Below are 19,273 nucleotides of genomic sequence, written 5' to 3'. Positions count from 1 at the left end.
AGATGCTGCTACGTAATAGCAAAAAAGGGCGACCATTCTAACGATTGCGGTGGCTATTGAGTAGGCCAATAGCCACCTTGGTCATGATTCCTTCCGGTATCTGTCCTGCCATGGCCAACCTGCGGCTGGCTCCGGGAGCAGGCCAGGTCAGTGATTACGCTCAATCACATAGTCGGCAATCTGTTGCAGCAAGCCGGTTTGGCCGCCGTCTTGCTGCAATACCAGCAAGGCTGCCTGGGCTTGCTGACACAGTTCCAGCGCTTTTTGTCGAGCGGCATCCATCCCCAACAAGGCCGGATAGGTCGGTTTGTTGAGGGCAATATCAGCTCCAGCCTGCTTGCCCAGAGTCGAGGTATCCCCTTCCACATCAAGAATGTCATCCTGAACCTGGAAGGCCAGCCCGATGGCATTGGCGTAGTCAGTCAATGCCTGTTCTTGCCCGGCTGCCAGTGGCCAGCGCACCGACATGGCTCCCAGCATCACGGAGGCGCGAATCAATGCGCCGGTTTTACCCCGGTGCATCTGCTCCAGCTCAACCAGAGACATGGGCTTGCCGACATGGTTGAGGTCGATGCTTTGTCCTCCGACCATGCCAAACGCTCCGGCCGCTCTGGCCAGCAGTGTGGTCATCGCCAGCCGCTGCTCTGCCGACAGGCTGTCATCAGCCAGCAGGATTTCAAAGGCGCCAGTCAGCAAGGCGTCACCTGCCAGAATGGCCGAGGCTTCATCAAAGGCAATATGAGTCGTGGGCTTGCCACGCCGCAGGTCGTCATCGTCCATCGCCGGTAAATCGTCGTGGATCAGACTGTAGCTGTGCACCATTTCCAGTGCTGTCGCCGCGCTATCGGCCTGGCCTGGCTGGCCACCCAATGCTTCTGCAGCGGCATAGGCCAATAATGGCCGTAAGCGCTTGCCACCATTAAGCAAGCCGTATTGCATGGCTTCGGCCAGCCGTGAATCACAACTATCCAGCTGTATTACAGCTGCCCGCAATTGCTGTTCCAGCTGTTTTTGCACGGCGGTCAGCCGTTCTGGCAACAGGCTCATTCAAAAGCATCCCGAACCATGGGTTGTGCCAGACTCTGGCCATTCTGCTCAGTCAGCAGCGTTACTTTCTGTTCCGCCTCGGCCAGTGCCTGCTGACACGAGCGGGTCAGCCGAATCCCTTGCTCAAACGCTCCCAGAGACTGCTCCAGAGTCAGTTCACCACTTTCCATTCGCTGTACCAGAGACGTCAGCTCTGCCAGCGACTGTTCAAAATCAAATGCTTGTTGTTTATCGCTCATAACACCTACCCACGCTGTGTGCCGCCACAGTAGCGCCTGACTGCAGCTTCAACAAGTCTGACAGCCATTTTTTGCCATAGAACAGAGATGTTTGCGCGCTGGAATACCCGGTCGGCAGTTTAGCCTCTGCGGCACGAAAGCCGGTGCAGACGCTGAATCCTAGGGAAACAAAAGCCATGCCGTGGCACTGTGTCATCCCCGCTGCCGGTGCTATTATCCGCCGCGATTGCCTGTGGAGAAAACGATGTCGTCACCGAGAATTTTTACCAATCAGCCCTTGATCGTCGGGCAAACCGTTACGCTCGATGAGCAGCCCAGCCTGCACCTGTTGCGGGTGCTGCGCCTGACCGTGACGGCTCCGGTGCGGCTGTTTAATGGTGACGGCTGTGAGTATCAGGGCACTATCGCTACGGCCAATAAAAAGCAGGCGGAAATACATATTGTTACAGCCTCTGCCGCAGAGGCCATACCTCCGTTACCGCTCCACCTCGGCCAGGTTATCTCCAAGGGCGACAAGATGGATTTCACCATCCAGAAAGCCACCGAGCTGGGGGTCAGCCAGATCACCCCGCTGTTCAGTGAACGCTGCGATGTACGCCTGAAAGGTGAGCGGCTCGAGAAGAAAATCGAACACTGGCAAAAGGTCGCGTTATCCGCCTGCGAACAAAGTGGTCGCAACCGTATTCCACAGGTTTTGCCGGCTCTGTCCCTGAACGACTGGTATGCCCGATGTGATGCCGAACGGCGGCTGATATTACATCCACACAACCAGCAGCCGCTGCAACAAGCTCATCCGCCAGCCAGTGTTGCTTTATTGGTTGGCCCCGAAGGAGGCCTGACAGATACCGAAGTCGCCGCAGGGGCGGCTCATGGTTTTCAGGGTCTGTTGCTGGGGCCAAGGATTCTGCGTACCGAAACCGCCGCACTGGCTGCAGTCTCGGTCTTGCAATTTTTATGGGGTGACTTTTAACTACTATTAACTCGCAACGCTTGTGACGCTTGGTTTGCGCAGCAATAACCGCCGCTGCCGCCAGAGATCAGAACCAACGACAGACTCAACCCACCCGCAGCTACTCACGGGACGGCGTACTGACCACCCCAAGCCGGAGCGACGACCAGTCCCACCAGCTGCTAAGAAAATACACGCCAATAAACAGCGTCGCCCACCACTCGATCAGACGTTTGCCATGGCTCATATCCATACCGATGGTGACACCTGCAAAAGCAATAAACTGGAACCACAGCAACGCCATCAAAACGGTTTTCAACCAGAACGATGGCACCTGCAAACCCCGCCTGCGGCCACGCCAGATCAATACATAGTTAATCGTCAGCGCCACCAACATGCCCTGAAAAAACAGATTGGCGCCACGGACATGCACACCCCAGTGAGTTGCTGACTTGTCCGGTAATAAAACCGCAGTACCAACCAGCAGCCCCAAAGCCGCCAGCACACCAAAAAACTGCATGATGGCTAAAGTCAGTCGATGACTGTGCCCGGCCAACCAGGTACTCATAACCTGCCACCAGATCATGAAAAAGGCGCAGGCGGTAATCATGCCACCCCGGAAGATAAACCCGGCGTCTCCCTTCATGCCGGTATGGGTAATATCGGTACAGCCATCGAGAAACGGATTGCAAAGTTCCGCGGTGCCCTGGGCCGTTCCCACCGCATAGGTCACGGCAATGGTTCCCATCGATAACACAAAACTGGCCAGCGCAACAAACTGTCCGAACGACATTCTTTTCTCCTTCAAGCCCAGGCATTCGCCTGGGCAGGTTTTGCATGCAGTGACCGTTTAGCCTGCCGCATCCAGCGCCTGAGTGATATCAGCAATAATATCGTCGGCGTGTTCAATACCAATCGACAGACGGATCAGGTCCTTGCTGACACCCGCAGACGCCAGCTCTTCTTCATTCAGCTGCCGGTGCGTGGTCGTTGCCGGATGACAGGCCAGGCTTTTGGTATCACCAATATTGACCAGCCGCTTGATCAGCTGCAGTGCATCAATAAATTTTGTTCCGGCTTCTGCCCCGCCCTTGATACCAAAACTGAGAATCGCTGACGGCTTCCCTTGGGTCATTCTCTGAGCCACTTCGTAATAGGGGCTGCTCTCCAATCCGGCATAATTGACCCAGCTGACCTGTGGATGATTATGCAGATATTCAGCCACTTGCTGGGCGTTTTCGACATGGCGATCCATCCGCAGGGCAAGGGTTTCCAGCCCCTGCAGCAACAGGAAGGAACTCATCGGCGACAAGGCAGCACCCATATTACGCAGAGGCACCACACGGGCACGGGCAATAAAGGCAGCATCACCCATGTCCTGAGTATAAATCACACCGTGGTACGACGGGTCTGGCTCATTAAAGTGCGGGAAACGCGGGTTATCTTTCCATGAGAATTTGCCTGAATCGACAATGGCGCCGCCCAGTGTCGTTCCATGACCACCAATGTATTTGGTCAGGGAATGCACCACAATATCAGCACCGAACTCAAACGGCCGACACAGATACGGTGTCGCCACGGTATTATCAACAATCACCGGCAGTCCGTGCCTGTGCGCCATATCGGACAGTGCTTGCAGGTCTACGATATTGCCAGCCGGGTTGCCGATGGATTCGCAGAACAGTGCCTTGGTGTTGTCATCAATCAGTGCTTCCAGCGCTGCTACATCGTCACCGGAAGCCATGCGCACTTCCAGACCCTGCTGTGGAAAAGTATGGGCAAACAGATTATAGGAACCACCATAAAGCTGACTGACACTGACGATATTATCACCAGCCCGCGCCAAGGTTTGAATCGCGGCAGTAATTGCCGCCATGCCGGATGCCAGACAGAGCGCGCCGATACCGCCTTCCATCGCTGCCAGACGCTCTTCCAGAACCGCATTGGTCGGATTCATGATACGGGAATAAATATTACCCGGCTCTTTCAGATCAAACAGATCAGCACCATGCTGGGTATCGCGAAAGCTGTATGACGTGGTCTGATAAATGGGCACCGCAACCGCACGTGTCGTCGGGTCTTCACTGAACCCTGCATGAATCGCCTGTGTTTCTATTTTCATGGACGAAAAATCCTCATTGTCAGCTTTAGCGTAAAGATGTCAGTGTAACAAGATGCGGCGGCTTGCCATAGTGACCGGCCGCCCACGGTGCGTGCCCTTGCATTCACTCCACCCCGCCGTAAACTCGCTCTATTCTTTGTTTCACTACTTTGTTTGACCGGAAACCGGACCCCGTTATGGCCAAGAAAAAAATCGCTTATGTCTGTGCCGACTGCGGTACCGATCATTCCAAATGGCAAGGTCAATGTACGGGGTGCGGCGCCTGGAACACACTGCAGGAATTTGTCGTTACAGCCGCCAAAACCCCGGCTCGAGGTGCGGGCTTGGGTGGATACGCAGGTGCCGCCGGACAAACCGGTATCCAGCGACTGGATCAGGTCAATCTCGATGAAGTCCCCAGGTTCAGTTCCGGGATGCAGGAATTTGACCGGGTACTGGGTGGTGGCCTGGTACCGGGTTCCGCCATTCTGATTGGTGGTCATCCCGGTGCTGGCAAATCCACCTTGCTGCTACAAACCATGTGTAATCTCGCCCGTCAGATGCCGGCGTTATACGTCACCGGCGAAGAAAGCCTGCAGCAGGTTGCCATGCGCGCACGCCGTCTGGGCTTGCCGATGGATCAGCTCAATATGCTCAGTGAAACCAGCGTGGAACAGTTGATCCAGACCCTGCAACAGCATCAGCCCCGAGTAGTGGTGATTGATTCGATTCAGGTGATGCATGTCGAAGGCGTGGATTCCGCCCCCGGCAGTGTCTCTCAGGTACGCGAAAGCGCTGCCATGCTGACCCGCTTTGCCAAACAAACCAACACTGTATTGTTGCTGGTCGGACACGTCACCAAGGACGGTACTCTGGCCGGGCCCAAAGTACTCGAACACATGATCGATTGTTCCATCATGCTGGAAGGCTCCAACGACAGCCGTTATCGCACCCTGCGAGGCATCAAGAATCGGTTCGGTGCGATTAACGAGCTGGGGGTGTTTGCCATGCTGGACAGTGGCCTGAAAGAAGTCAAAAACCCCAGCTCCATTTTCCTCAGTCGCAGTGACGAGCCGTCACCCGGCAGTGCCGTGATGGTCATCTGGGAAGGCACCCGGCCTTTGCTGATCGAGATTCAGGCGCTGGTCGACGACAGTCATTTTGGCCAGCCCAAGCGGGTTGCTGTTGGTCTCGACCAGAACCGGTTAAACCTGCTGCTCGCGGCCATGCATCGTCATGGAGGCATTCATCTGGGGGATCAGGATGTCTATATCAATGTGGTTGGCGGTGTCCGGGTGTCGGAGACCAGTGCCGACCTGGCGCTATTGCTCGCGGCCCTGTCGAGCTTCCGCAACGTGCCATTACCACAGGATATGATTGTCTTTGGGGAAGTGGGGCTATCCGGTGAAATCCGCCCGGTACCTTCGGGGCAGGAGCGGATTCGGGAGGCGGCCAAACATGGTTTCAAGCGGGCGATTGTACCCAAAGCCAATATGCCCAAAATCATGCCGGAGGGCATGACGGTTATTGGTGTCGAGCGCTTGCAACAAGCACTGGAAAATATCTGACACAGATACAAATCACGCTCAGTCGCTTCGCCTGACAACCGGACGGCCCGCACAATCAAGGATTGGCGGGCAGCAACAGAGATAAACCCGCATCTCTATTGTCGTCATTATCGTCGGTCTAGCCGTGATACGCCGGGCTTAACTCAACCACCGCTTCAACAAAAGCCTTGGCTCGTTCAGGGTCCACAAACTGATGGATACCGTGACCCAGGTTAAAAACATGCCCGGTACCATAACCATAGCTATCGAGAATACGTTTAACTTCGGCACGAATTGTTGCAGGCGAGGCATATAACACCGATGGGTCCATATTGCCTTGCAACGCAACCTTGCTGCCAACACGCTGACGCGCCTGACCCATATCGGTTGTCCAGTCCAGCCCCAATGCATCGGCTCCGGTGTCAGCCATCGACTCCAGCCACTGCCCTCCGCCTTTGGTAAACAGGATCACAGGAATCTGCTGGCCGTCATACACCCGCGTCAGGCCTTCTACAATTTGACGCATATAGCGCAGCGAAAATTCCTGATACGCCACATCACTCAGACTGCCGCCCCAGGTATCAAAAATCTGTACCGCCTGGGCTCCGGCCCGAATCTGGGCATTAAGATAATCAATCACCGATTTGGCAAGCACATCCAGCAGCTGATGCATGACTTCCGGCGTGTCGTACATCATCGCTTTCACATGACGGAAGTCCTTCGACGAGCCACCTTCAACCATATAGGTTGCCAAGGTCCAGGGACTGCCGGAGAAACCGATCAGAGGTACACGGCCATTCAGCTCAGAGTGAATGGTCGTCACCGCTTTCAAGACGTAATTCAGGTCGGACTCGGTATTCACAACCTTCAACTGCTGAACATCCGCGGCGGTACGGATAACCTTTTTGAAACGCGGTCCTTCCCCTGTTTCAAAATACAGGCCCAGGCCCATGGCATCCGGAATGGTCAGAATATCGGAAAACAGAATAGCGGCATCGAGCGGAAAGCGCTCCAGAGGCTGAAGCGTTACCTCACAGGCCAATTCGGGATTTTTGCACAACGACATAAAGTCGCCGGCTTCTCCCCGACTGGAGCGATATTCAGGCAGGTAACGTCCGGCCTGACGCATCATCCATATGGGGGTACGATCAACTGGTTGGCGCAGCAGCGCCTTGAGAAAGCGGTCGTTTTTAACTGGGTCCATGCAAATCATCCGTCGCTGGAAGTGTACCAGCGACGGATGATAGCAGAAATGATACGAGGGTAATTGATTTGTAGTTACTACTAGGGAGTCAGAAATATAACGGAGTTTTCCAGATCCCCATACGTTGCTGTAACGGAAATGGATTCAGGCTCGTCTTCAGCTTCAAATGACACGTTATAAAGCATTCCATAACTAGGTAAGCCAGTAGTCGCTAGGCCGTTATAGGTTTCCCCATATAGGAGACCAATCGAATTACTCACCGTACCCGAAGAACCATAGATTTCATAACCATCGCCTTCAACCGACAAGGTAGTTCCATTAGCAGGAGCATTGCCATTCCAATCCTGTAGCAATACATAGAACTCACCACTGGTGCCGAGTGTAATACCGCTGATTTCCGTATATGAGGTGCCATCATACGTATAGAAGCGCATATTCGGCGCTTCGGCATAACTCTGAACGATCCGGATACTGTCTCGTACATGCATCAAGGAGTCACAGTGACTTTCACCTGCAGTATCAGCATTAATAGCAGAGTCTGAACAGACGAGTCCCTGAAAGACGGTTGGTGCCTCGTCGTAAGCCCCATCGGTATCAAAGTCGAAAAAAGCCTCAACTACCTGACCATCAGAATTGGTATCCAGCGCTTCATTCCAGTTATCGTCACGGAAAGCTTCCGGATAGCTAACATAAGGTTCAGCGCCGGTATCATCCAGAACATCAAAAGTACCATTACCATTGGTATCGGTATAACTGGATTCACCTACGGTGTAGGCAGTGATCGTAGTCATACCACATACAGTGCTCACACAGTCACTATCCTCAATAAAGCCGTCATATACCCGTCCCTGAGGATCAATTTCGTTCACCCTATCCAGGCTGGCTTCATGCTTTCCTGGACGAACACCACTACTGTACCAGGTGACAGAGCACGTACCTGTGGTGGTTACACAGTAAGATTCAATCGTGCCGCTTTCCGCAGTAAAGTTCACAACAGTGCCATCAGCAACCGGGTTCTGATACTGGTCGGCTGCGTATACAGTCACTGATACTTCAGTGCCGTTTGTGGCATACGCTCCGGGGTTAAAGATATCGACGGCAATATCAAAGCTGTCCTGGTCGGCAATACCGGTCGTAATTGAAATTGCTTGAGAGGTTGTGCTGATGGATGTGCCATCGCTGGTTTCCGTCGTTGCACGAACCGATGTCACAGCGTGTGATGTCCCGGAGTTAATAATTGCAGTAACCTGACCGCCGGAGTCGGTTACGTCGGAGTCAGTTACTTCTCCGCTACCAAGTGTGATTCCCCCCGTTGTATTGGTCAATTCAAAGGAGACTTCTTGACCTTCAACAACTTCTCCCTGCTTATCCACCACAGTAAAGGTAACAGTACTCTGCTTTGGCAGTACCGCATCCCCAATATTTTTCAGTGAGATATAGGGTTCCGATACACTGGTGAACGTAATCGCTCCAACTTCTGCAGACTGGATAAAAATAATACCAGTGACTTCATCATCATTAAGCTGAGTCGCCAGCTCTCCACTTTCAACGGAGTAAAGATTGGCCGAGAAAGCGTCTTCCAGGCAGCCATTCGCAGTATAGGTAAAAGTTACCGTACCCGTCGTTGTTGTTTTTTCATCCGAATCCAGAGTAGCTGTGCCATCTTCGACACAGCTGGATTCCAGACTGACACCATAGGTTGTACCTGTAGCCAAGTTGTCATCATCATTATCATCAACAATATTAGCGGTGATCAGCATGGTGCCACCCGCAGATAACTTGAGCTCGTCACTGACGTTTTCCGAAGTTGGATCATCACCATATTCACTTTCACGAATACCATTCACCAGCAACTCGGTATAGAACTCATCATCGTCAAGCACACCTAATTTAGGTTCAACCCCTTGTTCAACAGTTACAACCGACGTCATGACAACATAACAGCTGTCGGTATCCGTAAGACTGCATTCGGTATCCGTATCACCAAACAACAGTAGCGTCAGGTTATTGTCGCCAGGACAGGTCGTATAGTCAGCATTGTAACTGGTGCTGAAAGTCCCATCAGAATTGGTTTCACGCGATACAGAAAACTCGCCATCAGCACAATCGCTATACCATTCAATGATATAACTATCGTCCGTCACCAGCGCATTGGAAGACAATGGATTAACAATATTCACAGAGAGGTCGGTACTGTCTTCGTCGGAGATTTCCAGGTCACCTTCCAGCTGCCCTTCCGTAAAGGAAATACCGCTATCGGTCCCCAGGGACGGGTAGTCCGTGCTGACAAACACCGTAGCAGTTGCCAGCTCAGTACTGGAAGATGCATCAGAATACAGCGTTGCTGTAATGGTATCACCACCACTACATCCCTTGTTGCGATAGGTAGAAGAAACAGACCCCGTACTGGTGTAGGAAGACGCAATGGAGAACAAACCCAAGGAGCAGTCAGATGTGAATGTGTAGTAATAACTGTCGCTGGTCAGTGATGAATTACTGTCATTCTGATCAACACCATCGATGGTCAATGTAACACTGCCGCCAACAAGCACATAATCTTCCGACGAGGCGATAGCACCCTCCTCAAAATCAGCACCAGTACCATTTCCCAATGCTTCAATCACCGTCTCTTCTGTAAGATCCGAATCATCGCTATCATCTGTGTCGTCGGTATCGTCGGTGTCATCTGAACTGCTATCTCCTGCGCTAGCGTCCGCAACAGACTCTCCTCCTCCGCACGCAGACAAGGTTCCAGCAAGCAAAACCAGCAACAACAAATCGCGCAATGACATAACGACAAGCTCCTTTCGGGCAGTTCCAGACGATTTCACAACAGGTCGGGAAGGATAACATTTACATACGAACAACAGCCATACACAAAAAACGCGGCTAATGCCGCGTTTTCTACGTTCTGTCACAAAAACAAAATTTATCAGACATCCAGATAGTCAAGAATACCTTCAGCAGCCTGGCGACCCTCGTATATTGCCGTGACGACCAAATCAGATCCTCGAACCATATCACCACCGGCAAAAACCTTCGGATTGGTCGTTTGATGTTTGAATTCCTGGCCTTCTGGTGCAACAACGCCATCCCAGTTGTTCACTTCAATGCCGAAGTCCTTGAACCAGGGCGCAGGGCTTGGACGAAAGCCAAAAGCAACCAGCACCGCATCCGCAGGCAGGATTTCTTCAGACCCTTCCACAACCTGTGGACGGCGACGGCCGTTTTCATCAGGCTCACCCATTTCGGTTGTCACCACCTTGACGCCTTCGACTTTATCTTCGCCGATGATGGCAACCGGTTGACGGTTGAAGAGGAATTTTACGCCTTCTTCCCGCGCATTGGTCACTTCACGTTTGGAGCCTGGCATGTTTTTCTCGTCGCGACGATAGGCACAGCTGACACGCGCAGCGCCCTGGCGGATGGAGGTGCGGTTACAGTCCATGGCTGTATCACCACCACCCAGCACAACCACCTGTTTGCCTTTCATGCTGATAAAATCAGCCGCATCTTTTTCAAAGCCCAGGTTGCGATTCACGTTGGAGATCAGGAAATCCAACGCATCGTGCACACCGGGCAGATCTTCACCAGGGAAACCGCCTTTCATGTAGTTGTAAGTGCCCATGCCGAGGAAGACGGCATCAAATTCATCGATGATGCTCTGGAAGTCCACATCCTTGCCTACTTCGGTCTCCAGGCGGAATTCCACGCCCATTTCCTGAAATACCTTGCGGCGGTTGGACATGACGGTTTTCTCGAGCTTGAACTCAGGAATACCGAAGGTCAGCAAGCCACCGATCTCTGGGTATTTATCAAAGACTACCGGGGTAACACCGTTGCGAACCAGTACATCAGCCGCACCCAAACCAGCAGGACCCGCACCAATAACAGCAACGCGTTTGCCCGTCGGTACGACTTTGGACATGTCCGGTTTCCAGCCCATCGCAAATGCCGTATCGGTAATGTATTTCTCTACATTACCAATCGTCACTGCCCCAAACCCGTCGTTCAGAGTGCAGGAGCCTTCACACAAGCGGTCTTGTGGACACACTCGGCCACATACTTCTGGCAGCGTGTTGGTCTGATGACTCAGTTCCACGGCTTCCAGGATATTGCCTTCGCTGGCCAGTTTCAGCCAGTTGGGAATGTAGTTATGTACCGGGCATTTCCATTCACAGTATGGATTACCACACGCCAGGCAACGGTGTGCCTGATCGTTTACCTGAGCCTGTTTGAACGGCTCGTAAATCTCCACAAACTGCTTCTTGCGAGTGGAAATTGCTTTTTTCTTCGGGTCCTGGCGACCCACTTCAACAAACTGAAAATTGTTGTTCAGACGTTGTACCATCTCGAACCTCTCTATACTCGTCCTGGACTCATTCTGTTGTCGCGTCGTGAGATTACTCAGGACGAGCGCGGGTGTTTTTCAGCAGCTGTTGCAGATCAGCAGCCTTTGGTTTGACCAGCCAGAAACGACCAATAAAACCATCAAAGTCATCGAGGATTGCTTGTCCCCAGGCACTGCCTGTCTCTGCCACAAATTCACGAATAACGCTGCGTAAATGGTTACGGTGCGCTTCCGTTTCTTCATTGCTGATACGATGAATATCAACCAGCTCATGATTGTACTTGTCAACAAAGCTGTTATTACGATCCAGCACATAAGCAAAGCCGCCGGTCATACCAGCGCCAAAGTTGTAACCGGTTTCACCCAGCACACAGACCATGCCACCGGTCATATATTCACAGCAGTGATCTCCAGTTCCTTCGACGACGGCATGAGCACCAGAGTTACGCACCGCAAAACGCTCACCGGCACGACCTGCTGCCAGCAGTTTACCGCCAGTTGCCCCATACAAGCAGGTATTACCCACAATGGAGGTATCGTTGGTTTTGAATTCGGAGCGCTTGGGCGGGAAAATAACCAGCTTGCCACCTGTCATGCCTTTACCGACATAATCGTTGGCGTCACCTTCCAGTACCATTTGCAGACCACCGGCATTCCAGACACCAAAGGACTGACCTGCCACACCTTTCAGGCTCAGGCGTACTGGCTTGTCTGCCATCCCCTGATTGCCGTAACGACGGGCAATTTCACCCGACAGGCGAGCACCGATCGAACGGTCACAGTTGGTAATCACAAAATCGAATTCACCACCTGTTTTGGCTTCAATCGCTGGCAGAATCTCTTCCACCATACGTTCAGCCAGTAAACCTTCGTCATACGGTGCGTTACGCTCGACCTCAACGGTATGGGGTTTATTTTCTGGAATCTGGTCATTGACCAGAATCGGCGTCAGATCGAGGTGGCGTTGCTTGCCGGTTTTACCTTCCAGCATTTCCAGCAACTCCGTACGACCAATCAGCTGGTCCAGACTGCGAACCCCCAGTTGAGCCATCAAACCGCGTACTTCTTCAGCAAGGAAGTAGAAGTAGTTTTTCACCATCTCGGCAGTGCCGATATAGTGCTTCTCACGCAAGTCATCGTTCTGGGTGGCAACACCGGTCGCACAGTTGTTCAGGTGACAAATACGCAAGTATTTACAACCAACCGCAACCATGGGCAGAGTACCAAAACCAAAGGACTCTGCCCCCAGGATAGCCGCCTTGACAACGTCGAGGCCGGATTTCAAACCACCATCCGTTTGTACCCGTACCTTGCCTCGAAGGTCATTGGCACGCAGGGCCTGATGCGCTTCGGACAATCCCAGTTCCCATGGCGAACCGGCGTACTTGATCGATGTCAGCGGTGATGCCGCAGTACCACCGTCGTAACCGGAAATGGTAATCAGGTCGGCATAGGCCTTGGCTACACCGGCAGCGATGGTGCCAACACCGGGTTCAGAAACCAGCTTGACCGAAACCAGAGCCGTTGGATTTACTTGCTTCAGGTCAAAGATCAGCTGAGCCAAATCTTCGATGGAGTAAATATCGTGATGAGGCGGTGGCGAAATAAGCGTCACACCCGGTACGGAATACCGTAACGTGGCAATCAGGTCGTTGACCTTGCCACCAGGCAACTGGCCACCTTCTCCTGGCTTGGCACCCTGGGCAACCTTGATCTGCAGCACTTCGGCACTGGCCAGATAAGCGGGGGTCACCCCAAAACGTCCGGAAGCAATCTGCTTGATTTTGGAGTTCTTGCGAGTGCCATAACGAGCAGGGTCTTCACCCCCTTCACCAGAGTTGGAGCGACCGCCCAGATCATTCATGGCTTCCGCCAGCGCTTCATGAGCTTCTGGCGATAGAGCACCCAGCGACATGGCCGCAGTATCAAAACGTGTGAAGAGTTTCTCTACCGGCTCAACTTCGCTGATATCAATTGGCTGGATACCTTTACGGAATCCCAGCAAGTCGCGAATGGTCGCTACCGGGCGAGTATTCACCAGCTCGGAAAAACGATCGTAGGCTGCCTGGCTGTTTTGCTGTACGGCTGTCTGGATGTTTTTCACCACATCCGGGTTGTACGCATGATATTCGCCGCCATGGACGTATTTCAGCAAACCACCCTGGTCAATTTTCTTACGTGCTTTCCAGGCGTTTTTCGCAATCAGCTGCAAGTCTTCATCAAAGTCAGAGAAGGTTGCTCCACCAATACGGCTGGTAACGCCACAGAAGCACAAATCAACCACTTCCCGGCTCAGGCCAATCGCTTCAAACAACTGCGATCCGCGATAAGACGTGACGGTAGAAATGCCCATTTTGGACATGACTTTCATCAGGCCTTTACGAATCGCCTTGCGGTAATTCTGCTGCGATTTAAGCGGATCGCCCAGCAATTCACCCGAACGGTGCAAGTCGGTCAGAACGGTATACGCCAGCCATGGGTAAACAGCTGTCGCACCAAAACCCAGCAGCACGGCAAAATGGTGCGCATCACGGGCATCACCGGTTTCAACCACGATATTGCCGTTGGTACGCAGGCCTTTTTGCACCAGATGATGATGCACCGCGCCAGTTGCCATCACGGCAGGAATCAGTACTTGATCCCTGACCACATCGCGGTCACTCAGAATCAGGATAACGTAGCCATCCTGTATCGCTTTTTCTGCCGCCAGCGTCAGGTTCTGAACCGCTTGCTGCAAACCGATCTCCGGATCAAATGCCATCGACAGGGTGATATGCCGGAAAGCATCCGATGCACGATTGGTCAGGCCAATGAATTTTAATGGCGACAGCACAGGCGACGTCAGGATAATACGATTGGCGTGATCCGGTGTTTGTTCAAAGACATTCTTCTCTGCACCAACACAGGTTTCCAACGACATCACAATCGCTTCTCGCAACGGATCGATAGGCGGGTTGGTTACCTGGGCAAACTGCTGGCGGAAGTAATCTGCGACATGCCGAACACGCAATGACAGTACCGCCATCGGGGTGTCATCACCCATGGAGCCGGTCGCTTCCTGACCTTCTTCACCCATGGGCCGCAAGACCTGGTCACGCTCTTCGTTGGTAATCAGGTGCAGTTTTTGCTGGCAGTCCAGCTCTTCACCGGCAATGGGGTCAAAGCCCGCTTTCTGTAAATACAGTTCGCTTTCGATACGAATGGCGTTTTCACGCAGCCATTTTTTGTAAGGAAATTCGGCCTTCAGGGCGTTATCAATGTCATCGGTTTTGAGTAGTCGACCCTGTTCGGTATCGATTGCCAGGATCTGGCCAGGTCCAACCCGCCCCTTCGCCACAACATCCTGTGGCAAGTAGTCATGCACACCCACTTCAGATGCCACGGTAATAAAGTCATTTTTGGTAATGACCCAGCGCGACGGACGCAAGCCGTTACGATCCAAGCCACAGACCGCGTAACGACCATCTGTAATGACCAGCCCGGCCGGGCCATCCCATGGTTCCATATGCATGGAATTGTATTCGTAGAATGCGCGCAAGTCGGCATCCATGGTTTCAACATTTTGCCATGCTGGCGGAATCATCATCCGTAACGCACGGAACAGGCTCATGCCACCCGTGGTCAACAATTCCAGCATATTGTCCATCGACGACGAATCCGAACCCGTCGTATTCACCACCGGAGACAAATCCATCAGGTTGGGCAGCAACGGGCTGACAAACTTGCTGGAGCGAGCGTTGGCCCAATTGCGGTTACCCTGGATGGTATTGATTTCACCATTGTGCGCCAGCATGCGGAACGGCTGCGCCAGCTGCCAACGAGGCATGGTATTGGTTGAGAAACGTTGGTGGAAAACACAGATTGCGGTTTCCAGGCGCTCGTCGCCCAGGTCCAGATAAAAATTCGGCAGGTCGACCGGCATGGTCAGGCCTTTGTACGACAGCACTCGGGATGACAGGCTGGCGATATAAAAATCCGGGTACTGGGTCAGGGACTTTTCTGCGTAACGTCGGGCATAAAAAAGTTTTACGTCCAGTTCGGCATCCGTCATTTCTGTCTCACTGGAGACAAAAATTTGCTCGAAACGAGGCAAGCAGTCTACGGCCATCGGACCCAGGCAGTCATTGTTGGTTGGCACGGTACGCCAACCCAGCACTGTCAGGCCTTGGTCTTTGATTGCTTTTTCTACCGCCGCTTGTTGTTCTGCGCAAATGGCGTCATCAAGATCCACAAACAACATGCCTACTGCATATTGAGCGGGTAAGTCGATGCCCACTTCCGGAGTCACTGCACGCAGGAACGAATCCGGTTTCTGCAGCAACAGCCCACAGCCATCACCTGTTTTACCGTCAGCCGCAATACCGCCCCTGTGCGTCATGCAAGTCAGGGATTGGATAGCCGTCTTCAACAGCTCATGACTTGGCTGGCCCTTCAAGTGAGCCAACAGACCAAAGCCACAGTTGTCTTTGTAATCGCCTGGAGTATACAGACCAGTTCTCATAGAACAGCTCTCACCAAAAAAATGCTATTAAAATTATTTGCGGCTGGGAACAGCCGAGTGCTCAAAATTTGAGCAACATAGAGACAAAAGGACGCTCATTCTACACATCCAGGCGTCCTCTAACAAATATGCCCCGGCCAGCAGGCCAGTAACGATCACAAACGGCTGGCTGAAAAGCCGCTTATCGGGGCTCAACTGAAGGGGAAATCTGGCTCATTTCCCGAATCCAGGGAGAGTCTGTTTTTAAGCCAGCTGGCCGTTTTTTGACCCATGCCGCCGCATCTTCCCGAGAAGAAAATGCTCCCGCAATCACCACGTACCAGGGCTGGCCATTTCTCTGGCTACGATACCAAACCAGCTTGCCATCCGCTCCGGACTGCCACTTGGTAACAAAATCACGCGCACCCTGTTGCTCGGAAGTCCCCAACAGCTGAACTGCCCAGGCGTTGTCCTTGGCAAACCAGGCCGGATAGCCGGATAGCCGTGATACCGATGCTTTCTCTACCGGCGCCTGCGGCGCAGAAACTGCCGCTACTGGTGAGGCCGGCGTAGAGACGACCGCTGATGTGTCTGTTCGACCAGCGACTGCACCCTGACTACTGGAGTTTGTCGGATTCCTGCTGGCCTGTGAAGGCACAGGTAAATCCTCTGCAGGCATTGCTGCCAAATCAGCTTCAGGCCGGGCAATCACCGGTGGCATTGGCACCTGGAGTACCGTGGTGGCAACGGCACTGTCTTCATCTCCTCCTGACAACAATCCGATAACGATGAAGATCAACAGAATGGCAGTCATAAAGGCGAGTGCCAGCGGAGAGCGCAGCTGACTTAACAACGCATTGGTATCCAGCTGACTCAGGTTTGGCAAGCACCAATCAAAGCGCCTGCTGCTGGACGATGATGGAGCAGAGGAGCGCGAGCTGGTTGAGCTCAAGTCGATACCATCCAGCTGCAGGTCTGCAAAATCACTCTTTGTTGTGAATCCTGGCTCTCGCTTTGTAGTCGCGACCGGCTCCACTGGCCTGGATGGTTCTGTTGGCCTGGATGGTTCTGCTGGTCTGGACGGTTCTGCTCGCTTGGGCAGCGCTACTGATTCTGCTGACTTGGGTGATTTTACGGATGATTGTTGCACCCCGGAATTTGTATCAGCAACAGCTTGCATGGCCGCTTCAGGCTCGGGCGCCCCCTCAGGTGCCAACAAGGAAATACGATACATGGACGCGCTCGCAGGGCCTTCTTTCAAGCCGTCATCAAAGCCCTCACGTCCAAACAGACAAAAGGAAATAGCATGGGATGACATCAAGGCAAACTGGGACAATGCCAGCAACATCTCGGCAGGCAGTCTCTCCGCCCGGGAGACAATAACCAATAGCGGGTCGGCCGTCTCCGCACGGATACGTGCCTGCTCCAGCAACACCTCTCGCGCCACCACTTCATCAACAGGCAGTTTGGTCACCCCCAGAGCCCCTGCCAGCTGGCCAATAAGCGTCCGGGTCTTTTGCAAATCCTCGGCCACGAGGGGCAACACCAGACTGGAATCCGCATAATGCCGGGCAACAGCAGCGGCAAGCGAGTCTCCATCTGCCTCGGACTGATACCGGATCAGCATCATCAGAGGGGAATAGCAACTCAGGTGACAAATCAGCTCGAGATAACGGGCCGGTGACGCATAAATATCCTGACCCGGCGCCTGAGAAAGTGGCGATACCATATGGCCTCCGTGCGTTGGGGTTAACCGTTTAATGCGGCCATTGCCAGTGTCTGGCAAAGCTGCGTCCGGTCTATATCTGAGGTGATATAGGCTTGTCCAATTCGGCGTAACAATACCAGTCGGATACGACCATCAAGTACTTTTTTATCCAGACTCATCCGCGATAAAAAATCCTCTTCGCTCATATTTTCCGGAGGCAATACCGGAAGAGAGCTGCGGATGAGTAGTGCCTTCAGTTCAGCAACGTCTGCACTCGATATGGCTCCCATACGACACGAAAGATCCGCCGCCATCAACAACCCGGTACCCACGGCTTCGCCATGCAACCATTGGCCGTAACCCTGATGGGACTCAATCGCGTGTCCGAAGGTATGACCAAGATTCAATATGGCGCGAATGCCTCCTTCACGCTCATCCTGAGCCACGACACGGGCTTTGCAAGCGCAAGAGGTGTGAATCGCCTGTGCCAGCAGAGCTCCATCTCCAGCCATCAGTCCATCAACATGCTGCTGAATCCAGTGATAAAATTCCACGTCTTCCAACAGACCGTACTTGATCACTTCAGCCATGCCTGCCGACACTTCCCGAGATGGCAGTGTTGTCAGTGTATCGGTATCGATCAAGACTGCTTGCGGTTGATAGAAAGCACCGATCATGTTTTTACCGAGGCGGTGGTTAACGCCCGTCTTACCACCAACAGAAGAGTCTACCTGTGACAATAACGTGGTCGGCATTTGAATAAAATCAACCCCGCGCTGATAACTGGCGGCCGCGTAACCACACATATCACCAATCACGCCACCTCCCAATGCCAGCAGGGTTGTGGTGCGGTTATGTCCTTGCTCCAGCAAGGCGTCAAAAATCAGATTCAGTGTTTCCAGGTTTTTGTACTGCTCACCATCAGGGAGAACAACACTGTCAACCTGATAGCCATCCAGCATCTGCCTGACCATATCCAGATACAGTGGCGCGACCGTAGTATTGGTAACAATCATGACCTGTTTACCACGGATATGACGAGTCAATAGTTCTGGCGTCGCGGACAGCCCTGAACCAATGTAAATTGGGTAGCTGCGCTCAGCCAGCTCTACGGTCAATGTAATCATGACAGGGCCTTAATACGTTTTTTTATTTCATTGACGACCCAGCGAGGATTACGCTGGTCGGTTTGTAATACGATGTGGGCAACTTCTCGATACAGAGGGTCACGCTTGCGGAACAACTCTCGCAGCACTTGTGCTGGATTGGCTGTTTGTAACAGAGGGCGATTTTTGTCCTTTGAGGTACGGGCTATTTGTTGCTCAACGGAAGTGCATAAATACACCACAATGCCACGTCCTCCGAGATGCTGACGATTAACAGGCCTCATAACAGCACCACCACCCGTCGCCAGAACCAAACCCTGGCGTTGCGTGAGGATATCTATTGCCTGCTCTTCGCGATCACGAAAACCCGCTTCCCCTTCCATATCAAAGATCCAGGGAATATTGGCACCACAACGCTCCTCGATAAATTTGTCAGAATCGACAAATTCAAGATGCATCTCGCTGGAAAGCAAACGGCCAATGGTGGTTTTACCCGCTCCCATTGGCCCTATTAGAAAAATCGATTGTTCGGACGGCATAG

At 52.8% G+C, this 19,273-nt stretch carries 13 protein-coding genes; 2 read left to right on the top strand and 11 right to left on the bottom strand.

Going from position 1 to position 19,273, the window contains the following annotated elements:
• Positions 1–147 precede the first annotated feature (147 nt).
• On the bottom strand, positions 148–1,047 hold the full coding sequence (gene ispA / locus Q8W22_RS10305; RefSeq protein WP_303433872.1) for a (2E,6E)-farnesyl diphosphate synthase: 900 nt from the start codon (positions 1,045–1,047) through the stop codon (positions 148–150).
• Positions 1,044–1,286 (bottom strand): exodeoxyribonuclease VII small subunit, encoded by a 243-nt coding sequence (locus Q8W22_RS10300; RefSeq protein WP_303433873.1) that lies wholly within the window; start codon positions 1,284–1,286, stop codon positions 1,044–1,046. Before Q8W22_RS10300 ends, ispA begins: the two co-directional genes overlap by 4 nt.
• Positions 1,287–1,530: 244 nt before the next feature.
• Here Q8W22_RS10300 and Q8W22_RS10295 point away from each other — a divergent pair, with 244 nt between their 5' ends.
• Positions 1,531–2,256: a 16S rRNA (uracil(1498)-N(3))-methyltransferase gene (locus tag Q8W22_RS10295; protein WP_305452310.1), complete on the top strand. Its 726-nt coding sequence runs from the start codon at positions 1,531–1,533 to the stop codon at positions 2,254–2,256.
• 100 nt (positions 2,257–2,356) lie between these two features.
• Here the strand turns inward: Q8W22_RS10295 and Q8W22_RS10290 are convergent, their stop codons facing one another.
• Both Q8W22_RS10290 and Q8W22_RS10285 read right to left on the bottom strand, forming a co-directional pair.
• Positions 2,357–3,028: a hypothetical protein gene (locus Q8W22_RS10290; RefSeq protein ID WP_303433877.1), complete on the bottom strand. Its 672-nt coding sequence runs from the start codon at positions 3,026–3,028 to the stop codon at positions 2,357–2,359.
• Positions 3,029–3,085: 57 nt separating this feature from the next.
• A complete protein-coding gene (locus tag Q8W22_RS10285; RefSeq protein WP_305414416.1) occupies positions 3,086–4,357 on the bottom strand; it encodes an O-acetylhomoserine aminocarboxypropyltransferase/cysteine synthase family protein in 1,272 nt (423 codons plus the stop codon).
• 176 nt (positions 4,358–4,533) lie between these two features.
• Between Q8W22_RS10285 and radA the strand changes: the two genes are divergently transcribed.
• A complete protein-coding gene (gene radA / locus Q8W22_RS10280) occupies positions 4,534–5,904 on the top strand; it encodes a DNA repair protein RadA (protein ID WP_303433880.1) in 1,371 nt (456 codons plus the stop codon).
• Between the two features lie 118 nt (positions 5,905–6,022).
• Here the strand turns inward: radA and hemE are convergent, their stop codons facing one another.
• The 7 genes from hemE to aroK all read right to left on the bottom strand — a co-directional run bounded on the left by hemE (position 6,023) and on the right by aroK (position 19,271).
• Positions 6,023–7,087, bottom strand: a complete 1,065-nt coding sequence (gene hemE, locus Q8W22_RS10275) for a uroporphyrinogen decarboxylase (protein ID WP_303433882.1) — start codon at positions 7,085–7,087, stop codon at positions 6,023–6,025.
• A gap of 80 nt (positions 7,088–7,167) precedes the next feature.
• Positions 7,168–9,873: a hypothetical protein gene (locus Q8W22_RS10270; protein WP_305452309.1), complete on the bottom strand. Its 2,706-nt coding sequence runs from the start codon at positions 9,871–9,873 to the stop codon at positions 7,168–7,170.
• A gap of 146 nt (positions 9,874–10,019) precedes the next feature.
• Positions 10,020–11,438 carry an FAD-dependent oxidoreductase gene (locus tag Q8W22_RS10265; RefSeq protein WP_303433886.1) on the bottom strand — a complete coding sequence of 473 codons (1,419 nt, stop codon included), beginning with the start codon at positions 11,436–11,438 and terminating at the stop codon, positions 10,020–10,022.
• A gap of 52 nt (positions 11,439–11,490) precedes the next feature.
• Entirely contained in the window at positions 11,491–15,939 is a 4,449-nt protein-coding gene (gene gltB / locus Q8W22_RS10260; RefSeq protein WP_303433888.1) for a glutamate synthase large subunit, read from the bottom strand.
• Positions 15,940–16,120: 181 nt separating this feature from the next.
• The gene (locus Q8W22_RS10255; protein ID WP_305452308.1) at positions 16,121–17,647 is read right to left on the bottom strand and encodes an SPOR domain-containing protein; all 1,527 of its coding nucleotides are present in this window, start codon (positions 17,645–17,647) and stop codon (positions 16,121–16,123) included.
• 20 nt (positions 17,648–17,667) lie between these two features.
• Complete coding sequence (gene aroB, locus Q8W22_RS10250) at positions 17,668–18,753, bottom strand: 3-dehydroquinate synthase (protein WP_303433892.1); 1,086 nt, start codon at positions 18,751–18,753, stop codon at positions 17,668–17,670.
• Positions 18,750–19,271, bottom strand: a complete 522-nt coding sequence (gene aroK, locus Q8W22_RS10245) for a shikimate kinase AroK (RefSeq protein WP_303433894.1) — start codon at positions 19,269–19,271, stop codon at positions 18,750–18,752. Before aroK ends, aroB begins: the two co-directional genes overlap by 4 nt.
• Positions 19,272–19,273 lie beyond the last annotated feature (2 nt).

The sequence above is a fragment of the Oceanobacter sp. 1_MG-2023 genome (assembly GCF_030689025.1).
Lineage (GTDB): Bacteria > Pseudomonadota > Gammaproteobacteria > Pseudomonadales > Oceanobacteraceae > Oceanobacter.
Note: the sequence above shows the minus strand (reverse complement) of the source record. Positions and strands in the feature narration are given on the sequence as shown.

Coding starts and splice junctions, on each gene's coding strand:
- ispA (WP_303433872.1), bottom strand. CDS start 1,047: ATGAGCCTGTTGCCAGAACGGCTGACCGCCGTGCAAAAACAGCTGGAA.
- Q8W22_RS10300 (WP_303433873.1), bottom strand. CDS start 1,286: ATGAGCGATAAACAACAAGCATTTGATTTTGAACAGTCGCTGGCAGAG.
- Q8W22_RS10295 (WP_305452310.1), top strand. CDS start 1,531: ATGTCGTCACCGAGAATTTTTACCAATCAGCCCTTGATCGTCGGGCAA.
- Q8W22_RS10290 (WP_303433877.1), bottom strand. CDS start 3,028: ATGTCGTTCGGACAGTTTGTTGCGCTGGCCAGTTTTGTGTTATCGATG.
- Q8W22_RS10285 (WP_305414416.1), bottom strand. CDS start 4,357: ATGAAAATAGAAACACAGGCGATTCATGCAGGGTTCAGTGAAGACCCG.
- radA (WP_303433880.1), top strand. CDS start 4,534: ATGGCCAAGAAAAAAATCGCTTATGTCTGTGCCGACTGCGGTACCGAT.
- hemE (WP_303433882.1), bottom strand. CDS start 7,087: ATGGACCCAGTTAAAAACGACCGCTTTCTCAAGGCGCTGCTGCGCCAA.
- Q8W22_RS10265 (WP_303433886.1), bottom strand. CDS start 11,438: ATGGTACAACGTCTGAACAACAATTTTCAGTTTGTTGAAGTGGGTCGC.
- gltB (WP_303433888.1), bottom strand. CDS start 15,939: ATGAGAACTGGTCTGTATACTCCAGGCGATTACAAAGACAACTGTGGC.
- Q8W22_RS10255 (WP_305452308.1), bottom strand. CDS start 17,647: ATGGTATCGCCACTTTCTCAGGCGCCGGGTCAGGATATTTATGCGTCA.
- aroB (WP_303433892.1), bottom strand. CDS start 18,753: ATGATTACATTGACCGTAGAGCTGGCTGAGCGCAGCTACCCAATTTAC.
- aroK (WP_303433894.1), bottom strand. CDS start 19,271: ATGCCGTCCGAACAATCGATTTTTCTAATAGGGCCAATGGGAGCGGGT.